This is a genomic window from Streptomyces novaecaesareae (assembly GCF_000716875.1).
Lineage (GTDB): Bacteria > Actinomycetota > Actinomycetes > Streptomycetales > Streptomycetaceae > Kitasatospora > Kitasatospora novaecaesareae.
Window position 1 is genome coordinate 50,638 of record NZ_JNWQ01000020.1, and the last position, 19,953, is coordinate 70,590.

Sequence of the window (19,953 nt, forward strand, 5' to 3'; positions counted from 1 at the left end):
ACCGGCCGGTTGTCCGAACGAAGCGGCCGGGCGACGAAACGCACCGGCCAGGGAACTCTGCACGACGAACGCGTGACCGGTCGAGGGTTCCCTGGTGTTGTGAGACACTTCCGTCCGTCTCAACGCCATGACCTGGGGTTTGGGACGCCGCGCCGCTGAGGTTGGAGAAGGGGGAGACACCGAACGGCCCGGGCCGGACCCCCACCGCCCGCCCCGTCCCCCGCCCCCGTTCGTGACTTTGGAGCGCCGCATTGGGTTCCACCTGGAAGCAGCTGCCCGAGGAGCTGTCCGAACCCGCCAGACGCCTGGCGGAGGACCTCCGGGCCATCAAGGACGCCGCCGGCCTCTCGCTGTCCGAGCTGGCCACCCGCACGCACTACAGCCGGGCCTCCTGGGAGCGCTGGCTGAACGGCAAGCGCGTGGTCACCGAGCAGGCGCTGGAGGCGCTGATCGGGACGGTGGACTGCGACGCCGCCGAGCTGCGCCGACAGTGGCGGCAGGCCATGGAGCCGGTCGGCCGGGAGGCTGCCGCCGGCGAGGCCGCGGAGGCTGTGGTGGCCGCGGTCGAGGAACCGGCCCGCGAAGAGACGGCTGCCGAGGAGCCCGCCGCACCGGAGCCGGTGGCCGTGGAGCCCGCCGAGCCCGCCCCCACCGCCTGGTGGCGCCGCCCGGCCGTGCTGGTCTCGGTGGCCGCGGTGCTCGCGCTCCTGCTGGTGCTGGTCGGCCTGCGGATCTCCCGGCACGACGAGCAGGCCTCGGCCGCCGACGAGCCCTCCCCGAGCCCCGCCGTCACCACCGCGGCCAAGCCCGCCCCGGGCGCCCCGGCCTGCCAGGCCGTCGGCTGCGCGCACAAGGACCCCAAGACCACCGGCTGCGGCAAGGACGCCCGGACGCTGCAGACCCAGGTGATCGGCAAGGTGGTCGTCTACCTCCGGTACAGCCAGACCTGCCGGGCCGCCTGGGCGGCGATCACCGAGGGCGAGCCGAAGGACTACGCGACGATCACCGACGGCGTCGGCGACAGCGAGACGGCGCTCATCCACTACGGCTACGACAACTACTCGGCGATGCTGAACGCGGCGGACCCGACCGTCACCTTCCAGGTCTGCGGGTACCAGCCGGCCGGGCACGACTGCACGGGTGTCGTCGCCGACCTGGCCTCGGTGGTGGCCTCCACCCCGATCCCGATCGGCCCCGCCTCGCCGCCGCCGGGCACGGGGGCCGGAGCGGCGACGGCCACACCGACGGAGACGGAGACGGCCGCCGCGACCGAGTCGGCGGGGCCCTAGGGTCTGTCCCCGGGGTCGACCCGCAGACGGGAGTTCGAAGACAGGCCCTAGTCCAGGTAGCCGCGCAGCTGCTCGGCGAAGGCGTGGTCGCGGAGTTTGACCAGCGTCTTCGACTCGATCTGCCGGATCCGCTCCCGCGTCACGCCGAACAGCACGCCGATCTCCTCCAGCGTGCGCGGGCGGCCGTCGTCCAGCCCGTAGCGGAGCTGGACGACCTGGCGCTCCCGCTCGCCCAGGGTGGCCAGCACCGCGTCGAGGTGCCGGCGCAGCAGCAGGAAGGTCGCCGACTCGGCGGGCGAGGCGGCATCGGCGTCCTCGATCAGGTCGCCGAACGCGACGTCGTCCTCCTCGCCGACCGGGGTGTGCAGCGAGATCGGCTCCTGGGCCAGCCGGAGCAGCTCCCGCACCCGTTCCGGGGTCAGCTCCAGACGGGCGGCGATCTCGGCCGCCGTCGGTTCCAGGCCGCGCTCCTGCAGCAGGCCCCGCTGGACCCGGACCACCCGGTTGATCAGCTCGACCACGTGCACCGGCACCCGGATCGTCCGGGCCTGGTCGGCCAGCGCCCGGCTCATCGCCTGCCGGATCCACCAGGTCGCGTACGTGGAGAACTTGTAGCCGCGGGTGTAGTCGAACTTCTCCACCGCCCGGATCAGCCCCAGGTTGCCCTCCTGGACGAGGTCCAGCAGGGTCAGCCCGCGGCCGATGTAGCGCTTGGCGACGGAGACGACGAGGCGCAGGTTGGCCTCGATCAGCCGGCGCTTGGCGATCCGGCCCCGCACCACCAGGGTGTCCAGCTCGCCGGCCAGCGGGTCGGGCGGCGGCGGCTTCCCGCTCAGCCGTTCCTCGGCGAACAGGCCGACCTCGACCCGGCGGGCCAGTTCGACCTCCTCGGCGGCGGTGAGCAGCCGGATCCGGCCGATCTCGCGCAGGTACTGGCGCAGCAGGTCGGCGGCCGGTCCGCCGTTCTCGGCCGGCTCGGGGCGCTCGTCCGCCGCGTCGACGCCGCGCTCGGCCTCGGTGTCGGCATCGACATCAGAATCGGCATCGGCATCGGCATCGGCATCGGCATCGATGGCGGGCTCGGGCTCGGGTTCCGGGCCTGCCGGATGGCCCTCCGGCAGGCCCTCGGCCGGGGCCCGCGCGCCGTCCGGGGGCGCCGCCCCGGCCCGGCCGTGGTCGCTCTCCTGTTCCCCGGCCGGTGCGGCGGGATTCGCTCTCGTCCTGGTGGCGGTCGCTCTGGTGGTGGTCGCTGCGGCGAGGCCTTGCTCCACGGGCATCCCCTCGGGGCGGGCGCGACTCTGGCGGACCCGCGCTGTACGGAGGTGGGACGCCCTCCAGTGTGCGGTACGCCACACTCCGTGGCCGAGACTCGTGCGCCGACTTTCTGCGCAGCGGGTACTACAGGCCTGCGGCGCCCCGGCTCTTCAGGTGGTCGCCGTACTGCTGGAGCTGCCACAGCTCGGTCTGCACCGCGTGCAACTGCTCGGCGTCGGCCCGGGGGCCGAGCCGCTGGAGGTAGCCGCGGACCTCGGTGACCCGCCGCTCGACGGCCAGCAGGCGCAGCTTGACCAGGAACTCCCCCGCGTAGACGGCGTCCGCCTTGCGGCGCGAGCGCACCGGCTCGACGGTCAGCTCGGTGACCAGCGAGCGCACCCGGTCGTCCGGGGACGCCTCGCGCACCGCGCTGGTGAAGTCCGGCATCGTCGCCCCGTACGCGGCGCCGCCGGCCTTGGCGATGGCCTGGCGGACGGCGGCGTACGGCGGGGTCGGGAACTCGTCCTCGCCGTAGTGGTCGAAGGCCGGGCTGACCAGGTCCGGGTGCTGCAGCGCGAGTTTGAGCAGCTCGCGCTCGACGAACTGGGCCGGGTCGCGCGGGTTGAGCCGGAAGGCGGGCTGCGCGGGGCGCGACGGCTGGGCCGGCTCGGGGCGGCGCTGGGCGGCGGCGCCGCGCGGGTTCTGCTGGCGTTCGCGGTCCCAGCGGGCCAGCTGGGAGATCCGGCGGACGACGAACTGCTCGTCCAGGATGCCGAGCATGCCGGCCAGTCGGACGGCGTACTCGTGCTGGATCGAGCGGTCCTTGATCTTGGCGACGATCGGGGCCGCCTCCTCCAGTGCCGCCGAGCGCCCCTCCGGGGTGTCCACCCGGTGCCGGGCCACCACCGAGTTCAGCGCGAACTCGAACAGCGGGACGGGGTTGTCGATCAGCTGCTTGACGGCCTCGTCGCCCTGGGCCAGGCGCAGTTCGCACGGGTCCATGCCGCCCGGGCTGACCGCGATGGAGGTCTTGGCGGCGAACTTCTGGTCGTCCTCGAAGGCCCGCAGCGCGGCCTTCTGGCCGGCCGCGTCGCCGTCGAAGGTGAAGACCGTCTCGCCCCGGTACTGGGAGGTGTCCATCAGCAGTCGGCGGATGATCTTGATGTGGTCCTCGGCGAAGGCGGTGCCGCAGGTCGCCACCGCCGAGGTGACCCCGGCCAGGTGGCAGGCCATCACGTCGGTGTAGCCCTCGACCACCACCGCGCGGCCCGACTTGGCGATCTCCTTCTTCGCCAGGTCGATGCCGTACAGCACGTGGGATTTCTTGTAGATCGGCGTCTCGGGGGTGTTGAGGTACTTCGGCCCGTTGTCGTCCTCGCGCAGGCGGCGGGCGCCGAAGCCGACCACCTCGCCCGCGATGTCCCGGATCGGCCAGACCAGCCGGCCCCGGAAGCGGTCGATCAGGCCGCCGCGCTGGCCCTGCGAGGCCAGGCCGCCGAGCAGGATCTCCTTGTCGGTGAAGCCCTTGCCCCGCAGGTAGCGGACCAGGTGCTCCCACCCGGCCGGGGCGTAGCCGACGCCGAAGGTCGTCGCGGCCTCCTCGTCGAAACCGCGCTCGGCCAGGAAGCGGCGGCCGATCTCCGCCTCCGGCGAGGCCAGCTGCTCCCGGTAGTAGGCGGCGGCGACCTTGTGCGCCTCGACCAGGCGGGTGCGCTCGCCCTGCTGGTGGCGGGGGCTGTAGCCGCCCTCCTCGTAGCGCAGGGTGATGCCCGCCTGGGCGGCCATCCGCTCGACGGCCTCGGCGAAGGTGAAGTGCTCGATCTTCATCAGGAAGGCGATGGTGTCGCCGTTCTCCTGGCAGCCGAAGCAGTGGAAGACGCCCTTGGCGGGGTTGACGTAGAAGGACGCGGACTTCTCGTCGTGGAAGGGGCAGACGCCCTTGTACTCGCCGCCGCCACCGTTGGTGAGCTGTACGTAGTCGCCGACCACCGCGTCGATCGGCAGTGCGCTGCGCACCGCCTGTACGTCTTCGTCCCTGATCCGCCCGGCCACCCCGGAAGTCTACTGGGGTGGCCGGGGTTTCGAGCCCGGGTCGGCGGGCGGGGCACCGGGGGCAGGCGTCACGCCCAGGCGGCGCCGACGAGCTTGGCGTGCAGGGCCAGGGCGGAGGCGTCGGTCAGGGTGGCGATCTGGTCGATGACCGTGCGCAGCGCGGCGCCGTCGTCCTCGGCCTCGTGGTACATCGCGGCGAACACCGGGTCCAGCCCCTCGGGGGCGCGCTGGGTGAGCACGTACGCCAGCTCGGCGATCACGATCCGCTGCCGGGCCCGCAGCTGGGCCTGCTCGTCGCGCTGCATGACGAAGCGGACGGCGACCGCCTTGAGCACCGCGCACTCCAGCCGGACGTCCCGCGGCACCACCAGCTCGGCGGCGTAGCGGGTCAGCCGGCCGGGCCCGTAGCGGGCGCGGGTGGCCTGCTCGGCGGCCAGGCAGAACCGGCCGATCAGCTGGCTGGTGAGGTCCTTGAGCCCGGCCCGGGCCCGGGCGGTGCCGTCGTACGAGCGGGGCCACCACTCCTGGGCGAGCAGCCGGTCCAGGGCGGCGGACAGCTCCTCCGGATCGGCGTCGGGGGCGTAGCGCTCGGCGACCTTGAAGAGCTCGGCGCGCTCGCTCGGGGCGCGCAGCACGGCCGGGTCGATGTGGCCGGCCTGCAGGCCGTCCTCGACGTCGTGGGTGGAGTAGGCCACGTCGTCGGACCAGTCCATCACGGTGGCCTCGAAGCACTTGCGCCCGGCCGGGGAGCCGGCCCGCAGCCAGCGGAAGACCGGCAGGTCGTCGGCGTAGACGCCGTACTTGGGCGACTGCGGGTCGACGGGGTGGGCGCCCTTGGTCCACGGGTACTTGGTGGCGGCGTCGAGCGCGGCGCGGCTCAGGTTGAGGCCGACGCTGCGGCCGGGCCAGGGGGCGAGCCGGGTCGACGGCTCCTCCCGGGGGGCGAAGCGCTTGGGTTCGAGCCTGGTCAGGATGCGCAGCGACTGGGCGTTGCCCTCGAAGCCCCCGCACGCCTCGGCGGCCTGGTCGAGGGCCTCCTCGCCGGTGTGGCCGAAGGGCGGGTGGCCGATGTCGTGGGCCAGGCAGGCCGTCTCCACCAGATCCGGGTCGCAGCCCAGGGCCGCGCCCAACTCCCGGCCCACCTGGGCGCATTCGAGGGAGTGGGTGAGCCGGGTGCGCGGGAAGTCGCTGCGCATCGGGGCGACCACCTGGGTGGTGCCGGCCAGCCGGCGCAGCGCCGCCGAGTGCAGCACCCGGGCGCGGTCGCGCTGGAAGGCCGTACGGCCGGGGCGCTTGTCGGGTTCGGGGACCCAGCGGGCCTCGGCGGCGTGGTCGTACGGGATCGGGGCGGCGAGGCGGTGCGTGGTGTCGTCCATATGACGTTCACGGTACGCCGGGCCTCCGACACGCGGGGTGTGCCGCGCACGAAGGGGCGCGGGCCGGGGCGTGAACGCTGCGCGGCGCGCGGGTGCCCGCCCCGGCGGGTGCGGGGTTCAGCCCCGGCGGGTGCGGGGTTCAGCCCCGGACCGCCTTGAGGACGACGCCGGCCACCGCCTCCTGCCCCTTGGCGTTGGGGTGGATCGGTGCCAGGCCGGGGGCCGGGAACGGCGGCTCGACCCAGCGCGTGTCCTCCCCCGCGCACATGTCGTGCCCGGCCGAGGGGCCCGCCGTGTCCACGAACACCGCGCCGGCGTCCTGCGCCCGCTTCCTGAGCATGCCGTTGAGCTGCTGCTCCTTCTCCGCGAGGAAGGCGAGGTCGCCGACGGCCACCGTCCCGCCGAGCACCGGCTGGCAGCTCGACGGGTCGGCCGGGAACAGCGTCGGGTACCCGATCACGTACACCCGGGCCTGCGGGGAGCGCCGCTTGACGTCCTGGAGCACCCGGCCGAGCCGGTCCCCGGCGGCGTCCACCCGGTGCTGGACCTCGTCGGTGCCGTCGCCGGAGGAGTAGTGGTCGCGGCAGGGCGAGGCGGCGCGGGTCTGCTTGACGACGCCCTTGACCGCGTCCACCAGGTTGTCCTTGGCGCACTCGATCACGACGTCCGTGAAACCGGCGTCGTTGCCGCCGATCCCGAGGGTGACCAGTTGGGTCTGCTCGGTCAGCGCGTCCAGCTGCGCCGGGTTGGTGCCGTTGCCGGTGTGCTGCGCCGAGGTGAGGTCCCCGGTCTGCGCGCCGGTGCAGCTGACGTCCCGGAACCGGTCCGCGGCCAGCCCGAGCCCCTTGGCCACCAGGGCCGGGTAGTTGACCCCGGAGCGGGCGCAGCCGCGCGGCTCGGCGGTCTGCGGGGGGATCTGCATGCCCGCCGTGTACGAGTCGCCCAGCGCGACGTACGGGCCGGTCGGCGGCGGGGTGGGGGTCGGCGACGCGGTCGCGCCGGCCTGCGCGCGGCCGGGCACCACGCCCGCGAAGCCCTTCCCCTGGCTGCTGTCCGAACCGCCGCCGCCGGTGCACCCGGCCAGCAGCAGCGCTGCCAGCCCGGCTGTCACGGCGACGGTCGGGCGTGCGGTCCTCGGCATGGCATCCCCCCGGGGGTACGACGAGTCATGGTCGGCTCCTCACGGCAGCCCGTCCCCCGGGCGCCTGCGCCTCCAACGAGCGGCCGGCGCCGATGGCTCCCGCCTGCGCGAAATCCTCGCAAGGGGAATCCGCGCCCCGCAGGAAGCCGTCGGCGGCGGCCGGCGCCCACTCCGTACGGCTACTCCGCGCCGCGCTCGTGCTCGGCCAGGAACTGCTCGAAGCGGCGGCCCAGTTCGTCCGCCGAGGGCAGGTCCACCGGCTCGGCCAGCAGGCTCTCCCGGCCCTCGGCGCCCGCCACCGCGTCGTACTGGCCCTCCATGCCGCGGATCGCCGAGCGCAACTCGCCGTCCCCCTGCGTCAGCTGCTCCTCGATGTCCGCGTAGACCTCGCCGACCCGCTCGCGCAGCCGGGTGCCGGGCAGCACCAGCCCGGTGGCGGACTGCACCGACTCCAGGATCAGCACGGCCGCGGCCGGGTAGGCCGAGCGGGCCACGTAGTGCGGGACGTGCACGGCGAAGCCCAGCACGTCGTGCCCGGCCTCGGCCAGCCGGTACTCCAGCAACGCCTGGGCGCTGCCCGGGACCTGCGCCTGCTCGAACCACTGCGGGAAGCCCGGCGCGAGGTCGAGCCGGTTGCCGTGCGGCGTCAGGCCGACCGGGCGGGTGTGCGGCACGCCCATCGGGATGCCGTGGAAGTCGATCGAGAGCCGGACCTCGAAGCGCTCCACCAGCTGGCGCACGGCGCCCGCGAAGCGCTCCCACTCGACGTCCGGCTCGGGGCCGGTGAGCAGCAGGAACGGCGCGCCGGCGGCGTCGTGGACGAGCTGGAGCAGGATCTCCGGCGGGTCGTAGGACGTCCAGCGGTCGCGGTCGAAGACCATCGCCGGGCGGCGCGCCCGGTAGTCGACCAGCCGGTCGTGGTCGAAACGGGCCACCACCTGCGGCGATCCCGTCTCCAGCAGGTGGTCCATCACCTGGCCGCCGGCCTCCCCGGCGTCCATGAAGCCCTCGAAGTGCTGGAGCAGCACCAGGCCGGCACCGGTGTCGCGCAACTGCGCGTTGGCCGTGGCCACCGCGGCCACGCCCTGCTGATCCAGCTCGTACAACGCCTGGAAGTCACGCACCGCGCACCCAACCCCGTTCTCTACTCGTCCCGGCCGACCGTCTTCTCGTCGTGTCCAGCGTGCCGGGCGCCGCCGGAATTCCCGCCGCGCCCGACGACTCCTCCGACGACCGCCTCCGCCCCCTCCGGACCATGATCGCACCCGACGGAAGAAGCCCTGGTCACAGGGGTGCGAGGGCCCGCTCCCGAGCCCCGCCGAACGGCCCGCGCGGCCATTCGCGTGCCGCGAAGTGACGCACCGCCTTCTGGCGGGTATCGTCCTCTCGCTGCCTCGCATCGTCGCGTCGTCGTCACGTCGTCCGTAACGCCGTCGACCACGTCCCGGTCCGATGCTCGGCCAGCCCCCACGACGCACCTTGCCTTCACCTGGCCGCCTGCTTCCCTTCGCGCTCTCGTTTCCTCTTCGGCCATTTCGCGGACGCACACTGTCCCCTCGCTCTTCCCGCCGGACCGGTCCGAGGACCCGTGTCCGTTCCGGCACCCCGCGCCGCCCGTTCCGGGCCGCCGCCCCCGCCCCGCCCGACCGGATCTCCTCCGGCGTACGCGGACACCCGGGCGGCCGGACCCGGGCCGGGGCGAAACCAGTCCACCGCACCCCGTGCCGTACCCCGGCGCGGGAGGCACCCTCCGACCGATGAAGGACCGAAGGTTCCGTGCCCGTACCTGTCATCCTCACCGGCCGCACCGTGCGGCTGGAGCCCCTCGCCGCGCACCACGCCGAGGCCATCGCCGAGGCCGGCGCCGAGGACCGTACGACCTACGCCTTCACCCCCGTCCCGCACGGCCTGGAAGCGGCCCGCGACTACATCGCGCGTGCGCTCGCCGACCAGGCCGCGGGACGGTCGCTGCCGTTCGCGACGGTGAACGTCGCCGACGGCCGGGTCGTCGGCTCCACCCGTTTCCTGGAACTCGACTACTGGCAGGGCCCGATGGTGTGGCCGCCGGCACCCGGCGTCCCGTTCGGCGATCCGGCCACGGCCGTCCCGGACGCCGCCGAGATCGGCAACACCTGGCTCTCGCCGCGCGCCCAGGGCACCGGCATCAACACCGAGGCCAAGCTGCTGATGCTGCGCCACGCCTTCGAGACCTGGGGCGTGCAGCGGATCTCGCTGCGCGCGGACGCCCGCAACCTGCGCTCGCGCGCCGCGATCGAGCGGCTCGGCGCGACCTCCGAGGGCGTGCGCCGGGCCCACTCGCGCGGGCTGGACGGGGTGGTCCGCTCCACCGCGTTCTACTCGATCCTCGACGCCGAGTGGCCGGCCGTCCGGGACATCATCGAGCTGCGGATCGCCGCCGCCACCTCGCCGAGCGCCCCGGATCCGGCGATCAACCAGGAGTGCCTTAGACAGGGCGGCAGCGGCGCCGGGCAGCTGATGATCACGGCGTGAGCGGGGGCTACGGTCGCCCGTAGTCCCCGGCCAGCAGGCGGAGGAGGGCCCGGGGGACCTCGGGCTCGCCCGTGTAGTGCTCGGGGTACGCCTCGACCAGCGCGGACACGGGCCGCCAGCCGCCGCCCTTCACCGGGGCCACCCGGACGTTCCAGATCGCCAGGCCCGTCCAGCTGCGGTGCAGGTGCAGGACGCCCTCCGAGGTGTAGAACTCCCACCGTCCGTCGAGGTCCCCGGGGATCCGCCCGGACCTCACCCGCTGCCACTGCTCGTCGGTCCAGACCAGGTCCGGCACCGGGCACGGGCGGGGCAGCAGCAGCGGCTTCAGCCGGGACTCGCCGGCCGGGGCGGGCCGGACGCTGCCCGGCTCGGTGAAGGTCCAGTCCGGCAGCGGTTCGCGGGCCGCCAGCCACGCGGCCGGGATGCCCCGGGCGCCGGTGTGCGCGGCGACCACTCCCCCGGTGATCGCGGCCACGGTGTCCATGTCGCCGCCGGGCGCGATCGCGTCCAGGACCGCGGCCCGGTAGTCGCTGAGGTGCCGGGCGGCGCACCACAGGGCGTACGGGACGGTGTCGGCGGCGGAGGTCCGGCTGCCGTTGCCGAGCACCTTCGCGGCGGCCGACGGGTCGGGCTCGGCGAGCAGGCCGATCGCCTCGGTCAGGCCGTCGCGGACGACGCCGTACGGGGTGAGGGCGGCCACCGCCGTCAGGAAGGCGTGCGGCGTCATGGCCTCGGTCCGCGCCCGGGCCGCGTACGCGGCCGCCACCGCGACGGCGATCGCGCCGTCCACCGCCTGCGGATGGGTGTGGGTGATCACGGCGGTGTCGGCGGCGGGCCGCACCACGGCCGCCGGGTCCTCGGCGTACGCGGCCCCGAGCGGGGCGACCCGCATCGCGGCGCCGTTGCCGTAGGAGCCCTGGCCGTCGAAGAGTTCGGCCGCCAGTGCCTCGGCGTCGCCGCCCTCGCGGATCAGCCGCAGCATCCGGTTGGCGGCCGGGCCGTAGCCGCGGTCGAAGTCGTGGCGGCGGGCGAAGGCGTGGGTGAGGTCGAAGGTGTCGATCGCGCCGCGTTCGGTGTGGGCGGCGTACACCGAGCAGGCCATCTCGGTGTCGTCGGTCCACGGCCAGGGGCCGGGCGGGTCGGTGCGGTCGGCGAGGTGGGCGCGGGCGGTTTCGGGGACGAAGAACTGGGCGCCGAGGGCGTCGCCGACGGAGAGGCCGAGGAGCGCGTCGAACGCGGGGCCGGTGCGTGGAGTCGTCATATGGACACCAGCTCAGCGGCCGGGCCGTCGCTTCGTCAACCTGTTTGCCGGGACGCCACCGACGGGGGATGTTTCGCATACCTCCGATCCGGGCGGGCAGCACCCAGGCATGACCCGCACGAACCCCCTCGACCCGGTCGCCCTGCTGGGCGCCGACCAGCAGCACATCGCCACCCGGGCGCAGCTGCGCCGGCTCGGCGTGCCCTCCGGCACCATCGCCCACCGGCTGCGGCCGGGCGGGCCCTGGCAGCAGGTGCTGCCCCGGGTGATCTGCCTGCAGAACGGCAGATTGACGCATCATCAGAAACTGCGGGCCGCCCTGGCGTACGCGAGCCCGAAGGGGCGCGAGCCGCAGGCCGGGGAGGTGCTGCTGACCGGCTTCGCGGTGCTGGCCGCCGCCGGGCTGCCGACCGCCGGACACCCGGCCGACCTCGGCGCGGTGGATGTCCTGATTCCGGGCCAACGCCGCGTCTGCGAGAGGGAGTTCGTCCGGATCCACCGGTCGCCGGGGGCGATGCCGGGCGGGTTCGAGCGGGACGACGGGCTGTGGAGCACCACGGTCGCGCGGGCGTTGGCCGACCTCGCGCCGCGGGAGACCGGGCAGCACCGGTTCCGGGCGCTGTGCGCGGAGGCCGTCCAGCGGCGGCACTGCGAACTCGGCGAACTGCTGGACCAGTTGCTGGCCAGGCCCGGCGCGCTGGGGCTTCCGCACGTGGCCCGGGTGGTGGAGGACCTGACCGCCGGGGTGCGCTCGGTGGTCGAGGGCGAGGCCCGCGAACTGCTGGCGCACGCGGGCCTGCCCGAACCGCTGTGGAACCCGGTGCTCTTCCTGGACGGCCGGTTCCTCGCAGTCCCGGACGCCTACTGGCCGCACGCCTGCGTGGCGTTGGAGATCGACTCCCGCGCCTGGCACCTGCGCCCGGCCGACCACGAACGCGGCCTGGCCCGCGCCAACCGCCTCACCGCCGCCGGCCTCCCGGTGGTCCGCACCACCCCGGTCCAGCTCCGCCGGGACGCGTCGCCGGTGCTGCACGAGCTGACCGCCCTGGTGACCACCGGCCCGCACGGTCCGCACCCCCGGATCACCTGGCGCCGGGCGAGGTGAGGCGGGGTGAGGCGGGGCGAGGGGGCGGAGGGCGCCTCAGCAGCGGGGGTCGATCTCCTGGAAGGTCGCGTAGTGGTCCGCGGACCAGTACTGCTCGCCGGAGTTGCCGGTGACGACCCGGCGGGTGCCGCGGTCGTTGGAGCCCGGGGTGACGACAGTGAACTCGTGGTAGTAGCCGTCGGCCTTCCTGGGCAGCCGGCTCTCGCGGTTCTCGAAGACGATGCCGTCGCGGTTGTACGGGTAGGGGCCGCCCTTGGCGATCAGGCCGAGGGTGTCCTGGGCCTGGCTGGGGAGCTTGGTGCGGCAGACGTCGGCCAGCGCCGGATCGGCGGGCGCCCAGGTGCCGGCCGGGGCGGGGGTGGCGCCGGAGGGCGGGGACGGCTTGGGGGCCGAGGGCTTGGGCGCGGCGGTGGTGGCGCTCGCGGCGGCCTTGGGGTGGCTGCTGCCGCCCTTGCCGGCGAGCAGGTAGCCGACTCCGGCGAGGACCGCCAGGATCAGGACGGCCACGACGACGAGCGGGCTCTTGCTTCTGGTCATGCGGACCAGCTTGGCAGGCACGGCCGCCCGGGCGGCCGTGTCACCCACGTGGCCGAGGCCACAGAGACATACGGCCGGGCGGGGACGGACGCCGTTGTCCGTCCCCGCCCGGCCGTGTTACGTACGCCGGTTCTCCTGCGCCGAGCTCCGGTGTACGCCCTCCCGACGGGAGGGGGAGCGGTCAGTCGTGCCCGCGCGTGAGGAGGGGATGCCTACCCTCTCTCAGCGCGAGTCGCTGCCCGCCGACTCGATGGCGGCGCGGCCTGCCTCCAGGCGCGCCACCGGGATCCGGAAGGGGGAGCAGGAGACGTAGTCCAGCCCCACCTCGTGGAAGAAGTGGACCGATTCCGGGTCGCCGCCGTGCTCGCCGCAGACGCCGAGCTTGAGGTCGGGGCGGGTGGCCCGGCCGGCCTCGACGGCGTGCTTGACCAGCGAGCCGACGCCGTCGCGGTCGATGGTCTCGAACGGGGAGACCCCGAAGATGCCCTTCTCCAGGTAGGCGGTGAAGAACGAGGCCTCCACGTCGTCCCGGGAGAAGCCCCAGACCGTCTGGGTCAGGTCGTTGGTGCCGAAGGAGAAGAACTCGGCGGCCTCGGCGATCTGGCCGGCGGTCACCGCGGCGCGCGGCAGCTCGATCATGGTGCCGAGCTTGATGTCCAGCTGGACGCCGGTGGACTGGGCGACCTCGGCGAGCACGCGCTCGCACTCGTCGCGGACCAGCTCCAGCTCCTGGACGGTGCCGACCAGCGGGATCATCACCTCGGGGCGAGGGTCCCCGCCGGCCAGCCTGCGCTCGGCGGCGGCCTCGGCGATGGCCCGGACCTGCATGCCGAACAGGCCGGGGATGACCAGGCCGAGGCGCACGCCGCGCAGGCCGAGCATCGGGTTCTGCTCGTGCAGCTTGTGCACCGCCTGGAGCAGGCGCAGGTCGTTCTCGTTCGGGTCCTTGCGGGCCTCGGCGAGGGCGACGCGCACCGACAACTCGGTGATGTCGGGGAGGAACTCGTGCAGCGGTGGGTCGAGCAGGCGGACGGTGACCGGCAGGCCGTCCATCGCCTGGAAGAGCTCCAGGAAGTCGCCCTTCTGCAGCGGCAGCAGGGTGGAGAGGGCGAGCTCGCGGTCCTTGTCGTTGTCCGCCAGGATCAGGTGCTCGACCTCCTTGCGGCGCTCCTCGCCGAGGAACATGTGCTCGGTGCGGCACAGGCCGATGCCCTGGGCGCCGTAGCGGCGGGCGCGCGAGCCGTCCTCGGCGTTGTCGGCGTTGGCGCGCACGGCGAGCCGGCGGCGGCCGTCGGCGTGCGACATCAGCCGGTGCACGGCCTGGACCAGACCGCCCTGGACGTCGGCGCCGGCGTGCAGGGTGCCCTCGAAGTACTCGACCACGGGGGACGGCAGGACGGGTACCTCGCCGAGGTAGACCTTGCCGGTGGCGCCGTCGATCGAGACGACGTCGCCCTCGTGGACGACCAGGCCGTCGGCGGTGGTGAACTTGCGGGCCTTGGTGTCGACCTCCAGCTCCTCGGCGCCGCAGACACAGGTCTTGCCCATGCCGCGGGCGACGACGGCGGCGTGCGAGGTCTTGCCGCCGCGCGAGGTGAGGATGCCCTCGGCGGCGATCATGCCGTCCAGGTCGTCCGGGTTGGTCTCGCGGCGGACCAGGATGACCTTCTCGCCGGAGCGGGACCACTTGACGGCGGTGTAGGAGTCGAAGACGACCTTGCCGATCGCGGCGCCCGGCGAGGCGGCGAGGCCCCAGGCGATCTGCTTGGACTCGGCGGTCGGGGCGAAGCGCGGGAACATCAGCTGGGCCAGCTGGCCGCCGGTGACCCGCATCAGGGCCTCGTCCAGGTCGATCAGGCCCTGGTCGACCAGCTGGACGGCGATCCGGAAGGCGGCCGCGGCGGTGCGCTTGCCGACGCGGGTCTGCAGCATCCAGAGCTTGCCGCGCTCGATGGTGAACTCGATGTCGCAGAGGTCCCGGTAGTGGTTCTCGAGCTTCTGCATGATCGCCATCAGCTCGTCGTACGACTTCTTGTCGAGCTTCTCCAGCTCGGACAGCTGCAGCGTGTTGCGGATGCCGGCGACGACGTCCTCGCCCTGGGCGTTGGACAGGTAGTCGCCGTAGACGCCCTGGGCGCCGGTGGAGGGGTCGCGGGTGAAGGCGACGCCGGTGCCGGAGTCCTCGCCGAGGTTGCCGAAGACCATGGTGCAGACGTTGACCGCGGTGCCGAGGTCGTTCGGGATGCGCTCCTGGCGGCGGTACAGCCGGGCGCGGTCGCCGTTCCAGGAGTGGAAGACGGCGTGGACGGCGAGGTCCATCTGCTCGCGCGGGTCCTGCGGGAAGGCCCGGCCGGTCTCGCGCTCGACGATGCCCTTGAACACCTCGACGAGTTCCCGGAGGTCGGAAGCGTCCAGGTCCAGGTCGTTGACGGTGCCCTTGGCGTGCTTGGCCTCGTCCAGGGCCTCCTCGAACAGCTCGCCGTCGACGCCCAGCACGGTCTTGCCGAACATCTGGACCAGGCGGCGGTAGGAGTCCCAGGCGAAGCGCTCGTTGCCGGACTGGGCGACGAGGCCGACCACCGAGGCGTCGGAGAGGCCGATGTTGAGGACGGTGTCCATCATGCCGGGCATGGAGAACTTCGCGCCGGAGCGCACCGAGACCAGGAGGGGGTTGTCGGCCTGGCCGAGCTTCTTGCCCATCTCCTGCTCAAGGGCCTCCAGGTGGGCGCTGATCTCCTCGTGCAGGGAGGAGGGCTCGCTGCCGGTCTCCAGGAAGACCTTGCAGGCCTCGGTGGTGATGGTGAACCCCGGAGGGACGGGGAGGCCCAGGTTGGTCATCTCGGCCAGGTTCGCGCCCTTGCCGCCAAGAAGATCCTTGAGGTCCTTGTTTCCTTCGGTGAAGGAGTAAACAAACTTCTGCTGGGACGGCACGGGTCGGTCTCCTCGTACGCGGTTGCCCTGACGCCGGAGAACATACCCATTTCGAAGGCACTTCTCTGCCCTGAATAGGCCACACGAGGCCGGTACCGAGGGGTAACCCGCTAGATCGAAAGCGCATAAAGGCGTTCACCTCTGTTGGTGAAATCGTCCGCCTGACGCGAGCAAGCGTTCAACTCTTGAAGCCAACGAAACCTGAAGATCGCACGATTCGGACGCTGGGTAGCCGGCTCGGGTCGGTCGCGTTGCCCCGGCTTGATTTCCTGCACCCGGATCGGCCGATCCCCGGCCGGGCGGCTTCGGGAAGCGATTCACGGCCGACCTGTCCATTTCGTCCACTGACCTACCGTCAGTCGCAACCCCGTGTGGCAAGCGTCACCAGCGCGTCTCGCCGGTCGAACGTAGACCGCCTCCGCCGATCGTCGCACAGCGTCCAGAAACGTGCCCGTTCCGTGACATCCGGACGCCGAAAAGGAGCCCTCCTGTCCAGAATGGACAAGAGGGCTGGGACCTAGTGGCAGCCGGGCCGAAAGGGCCAATTTCGACGGCCTGTACAGATCATCCGCCGGAGGTGTCCGATTCGGCATCCTCACCCGGTCGGGCGCAGTCGTACGGATCGTCCAACCACCCCTCCGGCAGGACCACCCGGTTGTTGCCGCTGGTGCGCCCGCGCGGGCCGTCCGCGCCGGCCGGCCAGCCCTGGGACTGCTCGACCTCGGAGAGGGTTCCGGCCAGTTCGGCCAGCGAGGAGGAGTTGGCGAGCCGCACCCGCAGCTCGGAGCCGACCGAGAAGCCCTTCGTGTACCAGGCGACGTGCTTGCGGAAGTCGATCACACCGCGCGCCTCGTCCCCGATCCACTCGCCGAGCAGCTGCGCGTGGCGCACCATCGCCCGCGCCACGTAGCCGAAGTCCGGGCGGGCGTAGTCGACGTCGCCCTCAAAGATCGCGACCAGGTCCTTGAACAGCCACGGCCGGCCCAGGCAGCCGCGGCCCACCACGACACCGTCGCAGCCGGTCTCGCGCATCATCCGCAGCGCGTCGTCGGCCGACCAGATGTCCCCGTTGCCCAGCACCGGGATGTGCGCCGGGACGGACTCGCGCAGCCGGGCGATCGCCGACCAGTCGGCCGTCCCGCCGTAGTGCTGGGCGGCGGTGCGCCCGTGCAGGGCGATCGCGGCCACGCCCTCCTCGGCGCCGATCCGGCCGGCGTCCAGGTAGGTGAGGTGGTCGTCGTCGATGCCCTTGCGCATCTTCATGGTCACCGGCAGGTCGCCCGCGTTGGCCACGGCCTCGCGCAGGATCTCCCGCAGCAGGTTGCGCTTGTACGGCAGCGCCGAGCCGCCGCCCTTGCGGGTCACCTTGGGGACGGGGCAGCCGAAGTTGAGGTCGATGTGGTCGGCCAGGCCCTCGTCCGCGATCATCCGGGCGGCCTTGCCGACGGTCACCGGGTCCACCCCGTACAGCTGGATCGAGCGCGGCTTCTCGCTCGGGTCGAACTTGATCAGCTGCATGGTCTTGGCGTTGCGCTCGACCAGCGCCCGGGTGGTGATCATCTCCGAGACGTACAGGCCCTTGCCGCCGCTCTGCTCGCGGCAGAGGGTGCGGAAGGGCGCGTTGGTGATGCCGGCCATCGGCGCCAGCACGACGGGCGGCCACACCTGGATCGGGCCGATGTCGAGCGGCGCGAACTCGGTGTCGGGCGCGGTGGGTGCGGACGTGGCTGTCATGCGCGGCTGACCTCGGGTAGGGGGACGGGACTCTCCATTGTCCCCCACCCGGGTGAGCGGCCCGGCTACTCCGGATCGGAGCGGTAGCCGATGTCCAGGGAGCCCGAGCCGACGTCGGCCTCCAGGCTCCTGCTGCTCGCGGCGTCGCCCAGGGCCGGGTTGATGGTGCGGCTGCCCGAACCCGTCCCGCCGTTGATCCGGTAGCGGCTGCCCTTCGGCACCATCACGGTCACCGAGCCGGAGCCGGTGCTCACCCGCACGTCCTGCGGCGCCGACCGGAAGGTCAGGTCCACCGACCCGGAGGTGCTGGACACCTCCGCCCGGTCCGAGGAGAGGTCCGTCCCCTGCGTCATCCCGGAGGTGGTGCGCGCGCGGACCGGGCCGGACAGCCGGCGCAGGATGATCGAGCCGGAGGCCCCGTCCACCCGCACCGCGCCGCTGAGGTCGGACACCTCGACCGCCCCCGAGGTCACCGTGCCGGAGACCTCGGTGTCCGCGGGCACCTCCAGCTCGATCTGGGCGCCGCAGTTGTAGAAGGGCAGCGAACGCCGGCACTCCACGCCGACGGTCATCGTGTCGCCGACGACATCGGCGCGCACCCGGGGCTCGGAGACCGTCCAGTCGAGGTTCTTGCGCACCACGACCCGGCCCTCCACACCCGGCTTGATCGACACCGCCGCGCTGCTCGTGGCGAGCTGCAGCTTGTGGACGGCGGCGACGTACGTCTGCTGCTCGGTCCGCGACTGCCGGGCCACCAGGGCCATGGTCTGCGCCCCGCCCATGACCACCACGAACACCACGGCGAGCACCCCGGTGATCCGCCACGCCTTGGTGGACCGCGCGCTCACGTGATCTCCAGGAACCGCAGCACCGCCATCACCCGGCGGTGGCTGGCGTCGGCCGGCGGGAGGTCCAGCTTGGTGAAGATCGAGTTGATGTGCTTGGCCACCGCGCTGTCGCTGACCACCAGCGACGCCGCTATCGCCGCGTTGGAACGGCCCTCCGCCATCAGCGAGAGCACGTCCTGCTCGCGCGGGGTCAGCTTCTCCAGCGGATCCCGGTGGCGGCGCACCAGCAGCTGGGCCACCACCTCCGGGTCCAGCGCGGTGCCGCCCTCGGCGACCCGCTGCAGCGCGTCCACGAAATCGTCCACATTGGCCACCCGCTGCTTCAGCAGGTAGCCGACGCCGCTGGTGTTGGTCGCCAGCAGGTCCGCGGCGTATCGCTCCTCCACGAACTGGGAGAGCAGCAGCACCGCGGTCTCCGGCCACTGCTGCCGGATCACCATCGCCGCCTTCACGCCCTCGTCGTGGAAGCCCGGCGGCATTCGGACGTCCGCGACCACCACCTTGGGGCGGTGCTCCTCGACGGCGGCCAGCAGTTCGACGGCGTCCCCGACGGCGGCCACCACCTCAAAGCCCACCGCCTCCAGGACCTTGACCAGGCCGACCCTCAGCAGGACCGAGTCCTCGGCGATCACAGCACGCACGGCAACTCCACGGTGATGGTGGTGGGGCCCCCGAGGGGGCTGAGAACGGACAGCGTGCCGTCGACCGAGGCGGCGCGCTTGCGCAGACCGGTGAGCCCGGTGCCGCGCGAGGCGTCCGCGCCGCCCACGCCGTCGTCACTGATGACCAGGCGCAGCCGGCCGCCGGCCGTCCGCACCGAGACGTCGACCTGCTTGGCCCGGGCGTGCTTGGCCACGTTGGTGAGCGCCTCGGAGACGGTGAAGTAGGCGACCGCCTCGACGGTCGGGGCGATCGGCTCGGACAGTCCGACGTCCAGGCGCACCGGCAGTGGGGCGCGGGCGGCGATGCCGGACAGCGCCGCGTCCAGGCCGCGGTCCTCCAGGACGGCCGGGTGCAGGCCGCGGACCAGGTCGCGCAGCTCGTCGATGGCCGCCTGAGCCTCCTCGTGCGCGGCCACGATCACCTGCATGGCCTCGGGCGGCAGCACGTCCTTGAGGGTGCGCCGGGCCAGGCCCAGGTTCATCGCGAGGGAGGTGAGGCGCTGCTGGGCGCCGTCGTGCAGGTCGCGCTCGATCCGGCGGCGCTCGGCGTCCACCGCGTCCACCAGACCGGCCCGGGACTCGGCGATCTCCTCGACCCGGCGCTCCAGCTTCTCCGCCCGGTTGGGCCCGAGCAGGACCTGCGCCGAGCGGACCTCCAGCGAGGCGGCCAGCGTCGTCGCCCAGGGCGCCGCCACCAGCAACAGCGCGCCGACCACCGTGAGCGCCACGTCCAGGCCGGCCAGCTCGCTGCGCAGCCCCACTCCGGGCGGCAGCAGCCAGACCCAGCCGTACAGGGTGGTCAGCACCAGGGCGATGCCCCAGAGATAGACCGCGGCGAGCGCGCACAACGCCAGGACCGGCCCGATCAGCAGGTGGTAGGCGATCTGACGCCAGGCCAGACCGAGCCGCAGCCGACCCAGCCGCAGGGCCGCGGGCGCGCCGGGAGGCGGCACCTCCACCCCGTGCAGGGCCCGCAGCCGTCCGCGCTGGAGGCGGGTGAGCCAGCGGGTGCAGACCAGCACCACCGCGAGGACCGGAAAGAGCAGGCGGGAATCGGTCACCGCCAGCCAGACCGGGGCGGCCACGGGTATTCCGGCGGCGATGAAGCGGGCGTCCCGCCAGGCCTCGGGCGACCACGGTGGGCGCCGGAGGCTCCTGACGAGCGCTCGGCGCAACGTGGTGGAGGGCATGCCGGACAGCGTAGGGCCCGGTGATCATCGGCCGCCATGAAGGGGGGTGCCCGGTAGGGGTG

General features: G+C 73.3%; 15 protein-coding genes. 3 read left to right on the forward strand and 12 right to left on the reverse strand.

Going from position 1 to position 19,953, the window contains the following annotated elements; genetic code table 11:
* Window positions 1–251: 251 nt before the first annotated feature.
* The gene (locus OP86_RS10000; protein WP_030258301.1) at window positions 252–1,289 is read left to right on the forward strand and encodes a helix-turn-helix domain-containing protein; all 1,038 of its coding nucleotides are present in this window, start codon (window positions 252–254) and stop codon (window positions 1,287–1,289) included.
* A 47-nt stretch (window positions 1,290–1,336) separates the two neighbouring features.
* Here OP86_RS10000 and OP86_RS10005 read toward each other — a convergent pair whose 3' ends face one another.
* The 5 genes from OP86_RS10005 to OP86_RS10025 all read right to left on the reverse strand — a co-directional run bounded on the left by OP86_RS10005 (window position 1,337) and on the right by OP86_RS10025 (window position 8,236).
* On the reverse strand, window positions 1,337–2,566 hold the full coding sequence (locus tag OP86_RS10005) for an RNA polymerase sigma factor (RefSeq protein WP_106973376.1): 1,230 nt from the start codon (window positions 2,564–2,566) through the stop codon (window positions 1,337–1,339).
* Window positions 2,567–2,687: 121 nt separating this feature from the next.
* Complete coding sequence (gene dnaG, locus OP86_RS10010; protein WP_030061187.1) at window positions 2,688–4,595, reverse strand: DNA primase; 1,908 nt, start codon at window positions 4,593–4,595, stop codon at window positions 2,688–2,690.
* A 68-nt stretch (window positions 4,596–4,663) separates the two neighbouring features.
* Window positions 4,664–5,971: a deoxyguanosinetriphosphate triphosphohydrolase gene (locus OP86_RS10015; RefSeq protein ID WP_030061189.1), complete on the reverse strand. Its 1,308-nt coding sequence runs from the start codon at window positions 5,969–5,971 to the stop codon at window positions 4,664–4,666.
* A gap of 139 nt (window positions 5,972–6,110) precedes the next feature.
* Window positions 6,111–7,112, reverse strand: coding sequence for an SGNH/GDSL hydrolase family protein (locus OP86_RS10020; protein ID WP_051829908.1), 1,002 nt, complete (start codon window positions 7,110–7,112; stop codon window positions 6,111–6,113).
* A 179-nt stretch (window positions 7,113–7,291) separates the two neighbouring features.
* Window positions 7,292–8,236 (reverse strand): PAC2 family protein, encoded by a 945-nt coding sequence (locus OP86_RS10025; protein ID WP_030258298.1) that lies wholly within the window; start codon window positions 8,234–8,236, stop codon window positions 7,292–7,294.
* A gap of 652 nt (window positions 8,237–8,888) precedes the next feature.
* On the opposite strand from OP86_RS10025, the gene OP86_RS10030 reads away from it, so the two are divergent.
* Window positions 8,889–9,623 (forward strand): GNAT family N-acetyltransferase, encoded by a 735-nt coding sequence (locus OP86_RS10030; RefSeq protein ID WP_030061195.1) that lies wholly within the window; start codon window positions 8,889–8,891, stop codon window positions 9,621–9,623.
* A 7-nt stretch (window positions 9,624–9,630) separates the two neighbouring features.
* On the opposite strand, the gene OP86_RS10035 is transcribed toward OP86_RS10030, so the two are convergent.
* Complete coding sequence (locus tag OP86_RS10035; protein ID WP_063832337.1) at window positions 9,631–10,884, reverse strand: ADP-ribosylglycohydrolase family protein; 1,254 nt, start codon at window positions 10,882–10,884, stop codon at window positions 9,631–9,633.
* A gap of 109 nt (window positions 10,885–10,993) precedes the next feature.
* Between OP86_RS10035 and OP86_RS33445 the strand changes: the two genes are divergently transcribed.
* Entirely contained in the window at window positions 10,994–11,989 is a 996-nt protein-coding gene (locus OP86_RS33445) for a hypothetical protein (RefSeq protein WP_051829909.1), read from the forward strand.
* A 36-nt stretch (window positions 11,990–12,025) separates the two neighbouring features.
* Here OP86_RS33445 and OP86_RS34265 read toward each other — a convergent pair whose 3' ends face one another.
* The 6 genes from OP86_RS34265 to OP86_RS10070 form a co-directional block, all read right to left on the reverse strand.
* Complete coding sequence (locus tag OP86_RS34265) at window positions 12,026–12,526, reverse strand: ribonuclease (protein ID WP_030258291.1); 501 nt, start codon at window positions 12,524–12,526, stop codon at window positions 12,026–12,028.
* Window positions 12,527–12,748: 222 nt separating this feature from the next.
* A complete protein-coding gene (gene ppdK / locus OP86_RS10050; protein ID WP_030258289.1) occupies window positions 12,749–15,457 on the reverse strand; it encodes a pyruvate, phosphate dikinase in 2,709 nt (902 codons plus the stop codon).
* Window positions 15,458–16,021: 564 nt separating this feature from the next.
* Entirely contained in the window at window positions 16,022–17,191 is a 1,170-nt protein-coding gene (gene dusB / locus OP86_RS10055; protein WP_030061201.1) for a tRNA dihydrouridine synthase DusB, read from the reverse strand.
* A gap of 65 nt (window positions 17,192–17,256) precedes the next feature.
* The gene (locus OP86_RS33455) at window positions 17,257–18,039 is read right to left on the reverse strand and encodes a DUF4097 family beta strand repeat-containing protein (RefSeq protein ID WP_051829910.1); all 783 of its coding nucleotides are present in this window, start codon (window positions 18,037–18,039) and stop codon (window positions 17,257–17,259) included.
* The gene (locus OP86_RS10065) at window positions 18,036–18,680 is read right to left on the reverse strand and encodes a response regulator (protein ID WP_030061203.1); all 645 of its coding nucleotides are present in this window, start codon (window positions 18,678–18,680) and stop codon (window positions 18,036–18,038) included. The genes OP86_RS33455 and OP86_RS10065 overlap by 4 nt, the downstream gene beginning before the upstream one ends.
* Window positions 18,668–19,891, reverse strand: a complete 1,224-nt coding sequence (locus tag OP86_RS10070) for a sensor histidine kinase (RefSeq protein ID WP_030061204.1) — start codon at window positions 19,889–19,891, stop codon at window positions 18,668–18,670. The genes OP86_RS10065 and OP86_RS10070 overlap by 13 nt, the downstream gene beginning before the upstream one ends.
* Window positions 19,892–19,953: the final 62 nt, after the last annotated feature.

What these genes read in the sequence shown, in the direction of transcription:
- OP86_RS10005 (WP_106973376.1), bottom strand. Translation starts at nt 2,566, where the DNA reads ATGCCCGTGGAGCAAGGCCTCGCCGCAGCGACCACCACCAGAGCGACC.
- OP86_RS10015 (WP_030061189.1), bottom strand. Translation starts at nt 5,971, where the DNA reads ATGGACGACACCACGCACCGCCTCGCCGCCCCGATCCCGTACGACCAC.
- OP86_RS10020 (WP_051829908.1), bottom strand. Translation starts at nt 7,112, where the DNA reads ATGCCGAGGACCGCACGCCCGACCGTCGCCGTGACAGCCGGGCTGGCA.
- OP86_RS10035 (WP_063832337.1), bottom strand. Translation starts at nt 10,884, where the DNA reads ATGACGACTCCACGCACCGGCCCCGCGTTCGACGCGCTCCTCGGCCTC.
- OP86_RS33445 (WP_051829909.1), top strand. Translation starts at nt 10,994, where the DNA reads ATGACCCGCACGAACCCCCTCGACCCGGTCGCCCTGCTGGGCGCCGAC.
- OP86_RS34265 (WP_030258291.1), bottom strand. Translation starts at nt 12,526, where the DNA reads ATGACCAGAAGCAAGAGCCCGCTCGTCGTCGTGGCCGTCCTGATCCTG.
- dusB (WP_030061201.1), bottom strand. Translation starts at nt 17,191, where the DNA reads ATGACAGCCACGTCCGCACCCACCGCGCCCGACACCGAGTTCGCGCCG.
- OP86_RS10070 (WP_030061204.1), bottom strand. Translation starts at nt 19,891, where the DNA reads ATGCCCTCCACCACGTTGCGCCGAGCGCTCGTCAGGAGCCTCCGGCGC.